Annotated in this window: 7 protein-coding genes and 1 pseudogene; 4 read left to right on the plus strand and 4 right to left on the minus strand. The window is 62.5% G+C overall.

Annotated elements, in window-relative coordinates; all coding sequences use genetic code 11:
- Positions 1-253: 253 nt before the first annotated feature.
- Both fdhF and EH209_RS22170 read right to left on the minus strand, forming a co-directional pair.
- Positions 254-3,589 carry a formate dehydrogenase subunit alpha gene (fdhF, locus tag EH209_RS22165; RefSeq protein WP_126664979.1) on the minus strand — a complete coding sequence of 1,112 codons (3,336 nt, stop codon included), beginning with the start codon at positions 3,587-3,589 and terminating at the stop codon, positions 254-256.
- Positions 3,586-5,109, minus strand: coding sequence for an NADH-ubiquinone oxidoreductase-F iron-sulfur binding region domain-containing protein (locus EH209_RS22170; RefSeq protein ID WP_126664980.1), 1,524 nt, complete (start codon positions 5,107-5,109; stop codon positions 3,586-3,588). Before EH209_RS22170 ends, fdhF begins: the two co-directional genes overlap by 4 nt.
- Positions 5,110-5,371: 262 nt before the next feature.
- Between EH209_RS22170 and EH209_RS25220 the strand changes: the two are divergent.
- Positions 5,372-5,628, plus strand: a pseudogene (locus EH209_RS25220) (hypothetical protein).
- Positions 5,629-5,833: 205 nt separating this feature from the next.
- Positions 5,834-6,217 (plus strand): DUF7344 domain-containing protein, encoded by a 384-nt coding sequence (locus tag EH209_RS24855; protein WP_229380303.1) that lies wholly within the window; start codon positions 5,834-5,836, stop codon positions 6,215-6,217.
- 115 nt (positions 6,218-6,332) lie between these two features.
- On the opposite strand, the gene EH209_RS22185 is transcribed toward EH209_RS24855, so the two are convergent.
- Both EH209_RS22185 and EH209_RS22190 read right to left on the minus strand, forming a co-directional pair.
- Positions 6,333-8,099 carry an aldehyde ferredoxin oxidoreductase family protein gene (locus EH209_RS22185; protein ID WP_126664981.1) on the minus strand — a complete coding sequence of 589 codons (1,767 nt, stop codon included), beginning with the start codon at positions 8,097-8,099 and terminating at the stop codon, positions 6,333-6,335.
- Between the two features lie 373 nt (positions 8,100-8,472).
- Positions 8,473-11,046 (minus strand): GcvT family protein, encoded by a 2,574-nt coding sequence (locus EH209_RS22190; protein WP_126664982.1) that lies wholly within the window; start codon positions 11,044-11,046, stop codon positions 8,473-8,475.
- Between the two features lie 447 nt (positions 11,047-11,493).
- On the opposite strand from EH209_RS22190, the gene EH209_RS22195 reads away from it, so the two are divergent.
- Entirely contained in the window at positions 11,494-11,937 is a 444-nt protein-coding gene (locus EH209_RS22195; RefSeq protein WP_126664983.1) for a GlcG/HbpS family heme-binding protein, read from the plus strand.
- Positions 11,938-12,327: 390 nt separating this feature from the next.
- On the plus strand, positions 12,328-12,728 hold a 401-nt coding region (locus tag EH209_RS22200), incomplete at its 3' end, for an aromatic ring-hydroxylating oxygenase subunit alpha (RefSeq protein ID WP_164722108.1).

The raw sequence follows: 12,728 nt of genomic DNA on the forward strand, positions 1-12,728 counted from the left end.
CGGCGCTATCGCCGACGAGAAAACCGTTCTGACTCCATACCAGACGCGGGCCAGGGCCGTACGGGGGCGAACGAACCGATAGACTGATTCTCGGCGATACGGACGGCGAGCGGTTCAGTGGTCGGCGTTCGTTTTTCGGCTCGTGCGCTTCGAGAGCGTCCGAACCGGGCGGTGATTCGGTACCTTCGTGATGGCTCCGAGACGAGAAGTTCGCTCGAACAGAAGCAGTTGACGAGCGAGATGCCCGCGACGATCAGTCGTCGCTGACTACGGTTCCGCCGTCGCTATCAGCTCCGGCGTCGGGTGCCTGGAGTACGTCCGGATCGGCGTCCGATCCGAGCGGTTCGACGCGGACACTGGACACCTTGTACTCGGGAATGCCGGTGTGCGGGTCGAAGCTCTCCTGGGTGAGCTTGTTGACCGCGCCGGCAGCGAAGTGCATCGGGATGAATAGCGTCCCGTCACCGACGCGGTCGGTCACGGTCGCCTTGACGACGATGTCTCCGCGGCGAGACTCGACCCGAACGTACTCGCCGTCGGCGACGCCGAGTTCGTCGGCCGTCGAGGGGTTGATCTCAACGAAGCTCTCGCCGACGTGGCTCATGAGCCCCTCGACACGTCGGGTTATCTGGCCGGTATGCCAGTGGTAGAGCACCCGCCCGGAGGTGAGCGTGAGCGGATACTCTTCGTCGGGTAACTCGCCGGGATGTCCACCGTCCGCGGGCACGAAACGCGCCATCCCGTCGTCGAAGTTGAACTCCCCGTCCTCGTAATCGTAGAGGTACGGCGTTCCGGGGTGGTCTTCGTCCCAGCAGGGCCACTGGAGTCCGTGCTCGTCGCCCGACTCGAGGCGGTCGTAGCTGACGCCACCGTAGATCGGGACCAGGTCGCTGATCTCGTCCATGATTTCCCGCGGATGGTCGTAGTCCCAGGTATACTCGAGCCGGTTGGCCAGGTCCTGCGTGATCTCCCAGTCTTGGCGCGCCGCTCCGGGCGGCGTCGCAGTTGGGCGCACCCGCTGGACGCGGCGCTCGGTGTTAGTGAACGTACCGTGTTTCTCCGGCGACGTCGCTGCGGGCAAGATCACGTCCGCGTGAGTCGCCGTTTCCGTCATGAAGATGTCTTGGACGACGAGGAACTCGAGTTTCTCGAGCGCCGCTTCGGCGTGCTGGATGTCGGGTTCGGACAGCGCGGGGTTCTCCCCGACGACGTACATTCCACGCAGGTTGCCTTCGTGAGCCTCTGCGAGCATCTCCGGTACCTTGAGCCCTGGCTCTTCGGGCGGGCGCTCGCCCCACGTTTCTTCGAACTTTTCGGCGACCTCGGCGTCTGCCGGATCCTGATAGCCCGGAAGGCTTCCGGGAAGCGTTCCCATGTCACCACCGCCGCCCTGCACGTTGTTCTGCCCCCGGAAGGGTGAGAGCCCGGCGCCGGGCTTACCGACCTGGCCGAGCGTGAGGGCGAGATCGGCCATCGCGAGGAGGTTCTGCGTGCCGTGACTGGACTGGGTCATCCCCATCGCCCAGCCGAAGACGACGGTCTCGGCGTCGGCGAGCGTCTCGGCGGCGGATTTCAGCTCTTCGGGCGGAATGCCTGCCAGTTCTTCGACTTTCTCAGGCGTAAATGCCTGCACCTTCTCCTTGACTTTCTCGAACCCCTTCGTGTTGCGCTCGATGAACGCCTCGTCGTGGAGCTCGTTCTCGACGATGTATCGAATGAGACCGTTGAGCCAAGCGACGTCGTACCCGGGCTTGGTCCGCGTGTATTGGTCTGCGTGCTCGGCGATGCCGACTTCACGGGGATCGAAGACGACCAGGTCGGCCCCGTCTCGGACGTTTTGCTTGATTCGGGTCGCCAGAACAGGGTGCGACTCCGTCGTGTTCGACCCGGTGATGAGGTAGGCGTCGGCCTCGCCGATATCCTCGTTGATGCGGTTGGTCATGGCGCCGTATCCGAGGGTCTGTTGCAGCGCTGCCACCGTCGTCGAGTGACAGAGCCGCGCGCAGTTGTCGATGTTTTTCGTTCCGAGAACCTGTCGGGCGAACTTCTGGACGAGATACGCCTCTTCGTTGCTCCCCTTCGACGACGCGAGACAGCCGACGGCGTCGATGCCGTGTTCGTCCTGGATCGCGCGCAACTCGTCGGCGACGCGGTCGAGCGCCTCGTCCCAGGACGCCGTCTCGAACTCGCCGTCGTCGGTGCGCACGAGCGGTTCCGTGATCCGCTCGTCGCTGTTGGCGAACTCGTGGCCGAACTTCCCTTTCACGCAGGTCGAGAAGTTGTTGGCGGGCGCCTGGGCGGGATCGTCAACGGGTTGGACGCCGATCGCATCGCCGTCTTTGCCCCACATCTCGAATCGGCAGCCGACCGCACAGAACCCGCACGTCGTCTCCTCCTTGTCGATCTTGCCGAGGCGGTAGTCGCTCACGGTCGACGCGACGTCGAACAATCTCCCCTCGGGGAGCACCTTCGTCGCGATGTTCTCGGCGGTGTGTTCGCCCGCCAACATGGCTTTGTGGCCGTACTCGGTGGCGAGGTCCATCGCACGGCGCCTGCTCTGGGACATAAACCGTGCGACGCCGCTTCGATCGTCCGGACTCACGCTGGGGCTGGCTCCGATCCGACTCTCTCCGCCGGGGTCGGGCGAGCGATTCGGTGCCGTCGTGTCGTCGAGCGTTTCGGCAGCCTCGTGCCCGATAACCGTCCCGATGGAGTTGCGCTGAGTGAACCCTGGAAGCGGAAGTGTCGCAGCGCCGCCGATGTCCTTCTCCGTCAACGCGCCCGTCGGACAGACGGTCGCGCAGTGACCACAGGAGACGCAGTCGGACTCGGCCATCGTCTCGGCGTCGGACTGGAAGCCGATTCGGGTGTCCTCGCCGTGGCCCTCGATGCGGAGGACGCCCTCGACCTGCACGTCGTTACAGCCCTCGACACACCGGTTGCAGAGGATGCACTTGTTCCGGTCGATCTGGATGAACGACGAACTGTCGTCGAGCGGTTCGTACTCGTCACGATCGCCGAAGACGCCATAGCGCGGATGGTCGACGCCCTCGCTGATTGCAGTATCCTGTAGTTCGCAGCGGCCGTTGCCGTTGCAGGTCGTACACCGGAGGTTGTGGTTCGAGAGGACCAGATCGAGGTTGACGCTGCGTGTCTCTTCGGCATCGGGAGTGTCCGTCTGCACGGTAAGCCCCTCCTCGGCCGGGAACGAACACGAGGGAACGAGGCCGTGCTCGTCGGTCTCGACCATGCAGGTCCGGCACTCGCTGCGCGGCCCGATCTCACCGCTGCAGTCGCCGTCGCGGTCGTAGTAACAGAGCGCGGGGACGTCGGCGTCGTCATCAATGCCGTCCGCGCCGGGATCGACACGAACCGTCTCGTCGTCGACGGTCTGCATCGCGTCGATGATGGTCGACTCGGGTGGAACAGTCACCGGTTTGCCATTGATCGTCACCGTCGTCGGCCCGTCGCTGCGGGTGCCGGCCTCGGGATCGTTCGCGGTCCCTGTCTCGAACGTGGCGGAGACCGGCGTATTCGGTTGCGAGTCTTCGATATCGGGAACGCCCGGAAGTGTGTCGTCAGTGCTCATAGTTTCTCAGTACAGGTTCCGCTGGGACAGCGACCGTCGGCGTGTACGTGGAACTCCGGTTCGAACTCGTCGATCGCGGTCGTCACGGGGCGAGGCGCGTGAGCGCCGATCTGGCAGTTGCTCGACCGTACCATCACTCGACCCAGTTCTCGGATCGTGTCGGTCTCGAGCGATCCCTGGTAGACGTCTCGCAGGAGTTCGGTGAGCTGTTTCGTCCCTTCGCGGCCGGGCACGCAGCGGCCGCTGTTCTCGGTGGACGCGAATCGAGCGCGCTCGCCGACGTCGGCGACCACGCACCGGTCGTCGTTCAGCAGTTCGACCACGCCGTCGGTTCCGAGACCGACCGCTGCGAGCGACTGTGCGGTCGGGGCGACGTCGAGGTCCCGTGTGATACCGCCGAGGATCCCGCCGACGCAGGCCATCTTGAACGATCCTGTCAGTTCGACGGCGTCTCGTACCACCGAAAGGCTACTGTCTGACGGGAGTTCGATGGTCGCCGGATCGGCGACGTCGCCGGCGACGGTGATCAACCGGGTGCCCGGATCGGCGGCATCCACGTCGAAGGCGTCCGGATCGCGGATAGCCCGCCGTACCTGTGCGAACGTCCGCGGCGTGTGGATGACCGTCGGCCGTCCGTAGAGACCGTGCGTGGCGGGTGACGGCGGCTGGAGACGCGGTTCGATGCGGTCGGCGCCTTCCATCGCCTCGAGCGCGGCCGTCGGGGCGCCGGCGCGGTACTCGTCGGGGCCAGCCACCAGCTGCGGAACGATCGGCAGTTCGCCCGCGACTGTATCGATCGCTTCGCGAAGGTGTCGATGCAGGTGGCTATCCTCCTCGTTCAGGTAGACGACGGCGTCGTCGGCACCCACGTACTCGGCGACGGCGGCTATCCCGTCGAGGACGGCTATCGGCGCTCCGCCGAGCAGCACCTCGTCCGCTCGCTGCTCGTCGCGCGTCTCGTTCGCATTGGCAACCACGACCGAATCTCCGTCCGCGTCCCGCGCGGTCTCCCACGCGTTGGCGACGGGGTCATCGGCGGCGGCGTCGCCGCGACCCCGACCGAGGAGTCCGATATCTGTCACCGACTCGGCGGTTCGTTCGGACGCGACGGTCGACCACTCTTTCGGATCGAGCGGATCGACCCATCCACACCGGCCAAGCACCGACCGTCGACCGATCGAGAGCGGCCCCGTGTTCGGAACCGGAAGCGTCGTCGTCTCGGGCCCGTGTTCGGCGGCCGCATCAGCGTCATCCGCTGGGATGGGTCCGTCTTCCAGTGTATCGACGACGTCTCGAGCGGTCGACGGCTCCGGTTTGGCGAAGAACGCCGTCCGGCCCTCGCTCGTCGCCATCACGAGTGGTTCGCTCCCCGGCACACCGACCGGTCCCGTGCGGACCACCGGTATCGAATCGGCTTCGTCTCGCATCGCCGTCATAATCTGTTCGTCACCGTTTGCCGCTACGTCGGTCGCGACGCGGACGAGCGGTGAGCGATCAGCGGTACTTGCGCCTCGTTCCATTGGTTATACCGTTGAATCGCAGGGATAAAAACTCTCATGACCGAATTACTATACTTATTTTTTACGTGATATCGGGATTAAACCCACGGCCGACGTTGTGGGTGCATCACAATCGGGTTGTTGGTGGTCCCTGTTACAGATCCTTCTCCCGTACCCGCTCACAGCCAATCTGGTTTCAACGGATCGACGCAAGTCGGCCCCCGCCGATCATTCACTTAAATTATCAAAGAGGTGAGGAATCTCTGAACTACTATTAGGTGTGATGACGAACCCCCGATTCCAGAAAGCCAAAACGGAAGCTGCGGCGGCAGCCTCCGGTAACGATCTCCGTCCGGTGTACACCGGTAATGTCCACGAAAACGGCCGCCACGAGCATTATTTCGGTACCGATACCGAGGAAGCAACGAACTTCGGGAAGCCGTAGCGGTTCAATTCGGCATGCTGGTGCGCGTACTCGTCGACCATTCCGACAGCCCTGTCGAGGAGATAGGCGATCCCGCGGCCGAGTGTGCCGAGTAAACGGAGTTTCGGTGAGCGCTTGACAGCCGAAATTTCGTGACTGAATCCGCTCGCTTCACGCGGCCACACGCTGTTCCGTGGTGTAGACTACAAAATATAAGAACACCAATAATACTTGCTTCCCCAATACTTTATTCGGGTACAGGTAAATCAGAAATCTATTTCACCAATATATTTTAGTATAATACAGAAGTACGTGATTGTAATGCCGGACGACACCCCCTGTTCGACTGCAGCCCCGGGGCCGGATCCCACCGATATCGAATCAATAGCAGCGGATACCGCGCTCGAGGCTCTGTCGAACGAGCGCTGTCGGTGCGTGCTTCAATGCCTGCTACCGGTCGACAACCCGATGGCGTTAGCGGACCTGGCAGATGAAGTCGCCGCTTTGGAGAACGGCACTGGGACGACCGATGTCTCGAAAGAGGACGTGAAAGACGTCTACATGTCGCTCTATCACGCAGACATTCCGAAACTAGCAGCTGCAGATATCGTCGAGTACGATCAGGTCCAGAATACAGTCACGCTAACACAGAACGCTGCGGAACTACGTCCGCTTCTGGACGTTGTCGACGACTGGCCATCGTAGTTACCAAACGACCAGCTTCGTCCGGACTGGTGCCGGATGAGCGCCGAAACGGTTCGGCTGCGACTACTGGCCGAGCCGGCCTGGCGTTCTGACGGAGCAGTGGCCGTTGTGACAATCATTTCCGTTCCATGGGTTGCTCGGCCAGCGGCGTCTCGTCGTCGACGACCTCGTCTAACCCGAGACGATCGACAGTCTCGCGGGCCGGTCGACCGTCGGCTCCCCACCTGCGCTCCGCGTAATAGGCGTCGAGCATCGCTTCGAAACGGTCCTCGTCTACCGCCTGCCCGTCGTTCGGCCCCGACTTCAGGGGTTTTCGGAGCGCGGGCGGTAGTTCGTCGTCCGCTCGAGCGATCCCCTCGCGAACGTTGAACAATCGGGTAAGCGTCCAGATGCGCTCCCCGATCGTCTGCAGGTCTCCGTCGGTGTCCAACCCCACGGCGTCTAGCCACTCGGCGCCGAGATCCTCGAAGACGTCGCCGACGAAGTCGTCGACGATCAGGCTCCAGAGAATCGATCGCTGATCCTGTTCAGTTACGACGGCGCGGGCGGCCCGCCCTGGACTCCAGTTCTCGAAGACCTCCCGCTCGATCGGGATCGCTCGCCGGTGGCAGGCGCCGCGATCGCTCGTGGCATAGGCCAGCGCCATGCTTTCGGCGCCTCGTGGATCGTACGCGGGCAGTTCCATCGCTTTGACCGTCGGCACGAGATCGTCGCCGCCGAACCGCTCGGCCGCCACGTCGACTCCCTCCGCCAGTGCGTCGCCGAGCGTCGTCTCTCGGGTTGCGATGTCGCGGAGCAGTGATCGTGCGTCGTCGGGATTACCGAACGAAAACGAGTGCTCTAGCAGGCTCGCCTCGCTGGCATGGATGGCCCACGCGACGGTGTTTCCGGCGCTGATCAGATCGAGACCGAATCGGTCACACGTCGCTCCGAGTTCCGCCACAGCGTCGAAATCGTCGATTCCAAGTCCCGCGCCGAGCGTCATCGCCGTCGCACCGCGGGGGACGCTCTCGCCCGCGTCAGTCTCGACTCGGTACCCTCCGGGGTCGTCGTCCGGGTACTCCCGCTCTCGCGCCAGTTCGCGGACGGCGGCGATGCCGATGTCGTCTGCGCCATCGAACTGCCCGCCTTGCCATCCGCGCGTCGGGAGGACGCCGGTCTCGTTGGCAAAGTCGACCGTTTCGACGGTGCCGCTCGCTTGCAGCCACTTTCCAGCGTCTGATTCGCGGTAGCGTTCCGCGTACCGCTCGCGCAGTTCCTCGAGGCCCGCTGGGGGATCGCCCCGAGCGACGACAGCCTTGAGCCGTTTGGCACCCATCACGGCGCCCGCGCCGCCCCGACCGGCGTGGTGGTCGCCGGCGTCGGACGAAATGGTCGCGTAGGCGACCTGATTCTCCCCGCCGGGACCGACACAGGCGACCGCGGCGTCGGAAAAATACTCGTCAGTGGTGACGGTATCTTCTCCCCAGGTCTCGGCCGACTCGATATTCACGTCTCCGTCCGCCACGACGAGTCGGACTGGCTCTGACGCCCGGCCGGTGACGAGGACGCCGCCAGCATCGTGTAACGCGCCCGCGAGCACTGCCGGGAACGTCCCTCCGGCGTACGAGTCGAGGAAGACCCCAGTCAGCGGGGACTTCGTGATCGCCGCGTAGCGGCTCTCTCCCGGAAGGAGTCCCGAGACCGGGCCAACCATGAACAGCAGGACGTTGTTCGGCCCGAGCGGATCGGTACCGGCGTCCAGTTCCTCGTAGAGGTACCGCGCTCCGAGACCCTTGCCGCCGACGTAGCGTCGTCGCCACTCGTCCGGGACGGAAACGCGTTCTACCGACTCCGTCGAGAGATCCACGCGGAGGAGTCGATCGGGTGCGCGAAGGTACATCGGTTTGACGTATCCCCTTGCGGTGTAAAAAGGTACCTCGTCACCGAACGTACAGCACCGCGCGGACGACCGTGTCTGCTTGCGGGCCCCAATCGCCGGCGGCCGTTCGATGCGCTTTGGCGAACTGGACAAGACGGGTACCGACCTTGCCGGGGACTCCTCTGATACGTTGCGTCGTGAATCGGGCTACCACTGTCACTGACGAACTCGCGGTCAACTGCCGGGCGGACTGAGGTTCCCCGATCGAGGTGTGAGTATACTATCCTATTTTGCTGACGATAGTCCCCCGGACCGCACGACAGAGCGTCGCTCCCATCGAGAGAAAATGAAAAGTCAGACGCAAGATCGCAGTGCGCCGTCGAGTGCGCTCGTTTTAATCGAGGAGCGGTTCCTCACGAACGGTGGCGTCGTACCGTTCGCCCTCGTACTCGATCTCGAGTTCGGTCTCGGGCTCCGCGTACTCCGGCGGGAGGTACGTGTAGACGACGCAGGCGCCGACCGTGTACCCGTACTCGGCACTGTGTACGTAGCCGATTCGTTCGTCACCGTCGAAGATCGGACGGTGAGGGAGGATCGTCGCTGCTTCGTCGTCGAGGGTCAGGCACGCGACCTTGTGGTCGATGTTGTTCCCCTCCGCCGCTTCGACGACCGCTTCCTTCCCGATGAAGTCGGTCTCCAGGTCGGTGGCCCATCCGAGATCCGTCTCGTAGGGGTTGTGCTCGGTGTGGAGGTCCTCTCCCCACAGCCGGAAGCCCTTCTCAATGCGCAGCGCGTTCAGCGCGCCGTTGCCGTACGGACGAATGTCGTACTCTTCGCCGGCCTCCATGAGATGCTCCCAGAGCTGCTCGCCGTACTCGGAAGGCGTGTACAGCTCCCAGCCGAGTTCGCCGGCGTAGGACACTCGGAGCGCGGTGACAGGCACGTTCTTGACGAAGAACTGCTGACTCGTGAAGAACGGGAACGCCTCGTCGGAGAGGTCCACGTCCGTCACCTCGGAGAGCACCTTCCTCGCGTTCGGACCGGTACAGACCATCGCCGCCAGGCTGGAGGTGACGTCGTTGACGACCACGTCCTCGGGGGACTGCTCGCGGACCCACGCGACGTGGTTGTTCCCGACCTCGCGACCGGTCGTCAGGAGGAGGTAGCGGTCGTCGTCGACGCGCGTGACGGTGATGTCCGCGCGGACGCCGCCCTCCTCGTTACACATGAGCGTGTACCGGACGTCGCCGATGTCGATGTCCATGTCGTTCGTACAGAGGCGCTGAACGAAGTCTCCGGCGTCGCTCCCGACGACCTCCATCTTGTTGAACGACGTCATGTCGTGGAGGCCGACCTTGTTGCGGACGTGGAGCGCCTCCGCGCCCTCGATGGGCGACCAGTACTTGCCCTCCCAGCCCTCACGGTCCGGGATCTGCTCGCCGTACTCGGCGAGCAGGTCGGCGTTGGACTCGAACCACTGCGGTTCCTCCCACCCGGCTTCGGCCCACAGCTCGGCGTCGAGTTCCTTGTGGCTGTGGTACATCGGCGTGCGGCGGATGTCTCGCTGATGATCCGTCCAGACCCACTTCGGGTGCATGATGTTGTAGACGATGCGGTACTCCTCGCCGCCGGTGTCTCGTGCGAAATCCCAGCTGCCTTCGTGGGCGTCGAACCGATTGACGTTGCAGTGCCGGAGGTCGATCGGTCCGTCGGAGAGGCGGGGGACACCGTTTTCCATCCACTCGGCGAGCGCCTTGCCGGCGCCGCCGGCGTGAGTGACCCAGATGGCGGCCGCGGTCCAGAGACCGTCATACTTCTGGACCGGCCCCATCACCGGCAGGCCGTTCGGCGACTCCGCAAACATCCCGTTGTACTTGTGTTCGAGTTCCTGCCCCTCAGTGGCGGGCAGCAGTTCGTCGCTGGCCTGGCGGGGCGCCTTGTCCGGCCGGTCAGGGTGCGTCGCGTTGTTCATATGGTACTCGGTGAACTCGTGGACCGAGCCCTGTTCGGCGTCTTCCTCGTTGCCGCCGAGCTCTCGCGGGTCGGGTACGACGGGTTCGTGGTTGTACGACCCGATCCCGTAGGAGTCTCCGTGCGTCCGGAAGTACATCGCGTTGTCCTGATCGCGGAGGATCGGCCGGTCGGGGCCCGCGAGCAGGCGGTCAGTCTTCTCGCCGGAGACGTCCTTGTAATTCTCGTACAGCGGGTGATCGCTGACGTCGATCTGGTTGTCGGCGAGTTCCTCGAGCGGCTCGGTCATCGTGTATTGGTGCTCGACCGGCGTCACCGGGAGGTGAACGTCGAGTTTCTCGCCCAGTTGACGCGCCCAGATGTTCGTTGCGATGACGACTTCGTTACACTCGATCGTCCCGTTTTCGGTGATAACCGAGCTGATCGACCCGTTCTCGGTCTCGATGTCTTCGGTGCGGGTATGCGGAACGAACTTCGCTCCCTGGTCCATGGCTTCTCTGGCGAGGGCAGCGCAGGCGACGACGCCGGACACCTGGCCGTCGGTCGGCGAGTAGTAGCCACCCTGGATCACGTCGCTGTCGACGAGCGGCAGCTTTTCTTCTACTTCCTCGGGCGACAGGATCTCCGGATTCGGGAGTCCCCAGGATTCGGCATGCTCAACGCGGCGCTGGAGGAAGTCCATCCGCTCATCGCTGCGTGCAACTTCGATACCGCCGACTTCCTTGTAGGCTTGGACCCCGTTGTCGTCCTCCAGGTCCGAGTACACGTTACGGCTGTGCTTGGCGAACTTCGAGAGGATCTTCGACTCGGAAGTCTGGAACATGATCCCCGGCGCGTGGCTGGAAGACCCGCCAGTGGTTGGCATCGGTCCCTGATCGACGACGACGACATCGTCTCGGCCGAGTTCAGTGAGCTGGTACGCCAGGTTGCACCCGACGATACCGGCACCGACAATAACAGTGTCTGCTTGGTCCGGCAAGCTGTCGTCTGCGTTCATAATTGTACACTCCGTGGTGCCAGTCGAGTACAAATATAATTATCGCTCACCCATATCTTCACCAAAACGTGGTCGAAGAATTATAGTTAGAGTTTCGAGGTGGCTGCGGATAACTGTGATATCACTGTTATCCTACGGTACCATCGCGAGCGGCGACGCTTAATTTCGTGTGTGGACACGCCAACGGCCGTCAGAGCTGTCAGAGATATCGACGAAGTCACGGAGAAGCACAAAATGAAATTTAAATACTATTTTTGGCGATAGTAACGCTGAATCGCGGGGTGGCGGCTTCCCTTTGCAGCTACCCGAATCAATCAAGCGAACCCTAGTTATCTGCACACAGGGTCTCTTGCAGGGCATAATTCTCCATTAGTTTCCCGAAATCATACCACATGCTAAGGAAATAATAGCAACTTATTTCACGCCAACTCCTTATCGTTCTCTTGCATGGTAGAGTCCATTCCGCTGGAGACAGCGAAACAGCTGATAGAAGCGGCAGAAGAGAAAGCGGACGAGATCGATAATCCGATGGTGATCACGGTTGCAAACAGCGAGGGGAACCTCATCGCCCAGCACCGCATGGACGGCGGCTGGCTGGCCTCCGTGAGCATCTCGCGTAACAAGGCGTACACGTCCGCTGCCCTGGAGATGCCGACACACGAACTGGCGGAGCCTTCCGAACCGGGCAACTCCCTGTACGGTCTCCAGACGACCGACGACGACCAGATCGTCATCTTCGGCGGCGGCTATCCGCTCGAGCAAGACGGCGAGGTCGTCGGCTCGATCGGCGTCTCTGGCGGTGCCGTAAGCCAGGACCGCGAGGTCGCCGAAGCTGGCGTCGAACAGTGGAACGAACTCATCACAGAGGAAGCGGCCACGGCAGACGACTGATCGAGGAAAAACTCGAGACACTCATCGATACGCAACTGGAACTGAAGCGCCATCTCAGGCGGCGACGATCACAGACGACGGGGGAGTACAAATAGTGCTCTCCCGTCGATGCTACCAGGGTTAGATGAGTCCGTTCCCGAAAACGCCTTGACCATCAGAACGGTGTGTGAGTCAGGGTCACGCTCGACGAGATAGCGCTGTTCTGAGACACCTTCCTGATGATCGCCAGGAATGTATCGACTGGTCACGGGCCGGAATCAAGAATACGCTTCCACCTCTGTAGACTGTGTCCGTCCGTTCGTCCACACCCCCCGAATTCTCACTGGTTTATATTGATGTTCAGTATCACAGGTGAACTGTTTTTTATAGGTGTGTCATTTGTGGCCTTGTATGACACAGTGGGACGAATCACAAACGCAAGCAGTGAGTTCAGATATCACGGAGAAATCAAATGCGTTACCGGCGAAGTATTTCACTGACCCGGAAATCTTCGAGAGGGAGAAAGAGAAGGTGTTCGGCCAGTACTGGGTGTACGCCGGCCACGCCAACAGCATCAGCGATCCCGGCCAGTACTTCACGCGGACGATCGGCGATCGGCAACTGATCGTCGTCCGCGGTCACGACGGCGATATCAAAGCGTTCGACAACGTCTGTGCCCACCGCGGCTCGAAGATGGTCGAGGATACGCCGATGACCGATCCCGGCGATGCAAAGCGAATCAAGTGTCCGTACCACCTCTGGACGTACGACCTCGAGGGAGAACTCAAAAGCACGCCCAAGAGCTTCGACGA

It is taken from the genome of Haloterrigena salifodinae (genome assembly GCF_003977755.1).
In the GTDB taxonomy this organism is placed as follows: domain Archaea; phylum Halobacteriota; class Halobacteria; order Halobacteriales; family Natrialbaceae; genus Haloterrigena; species Haloterrigena salifodinae.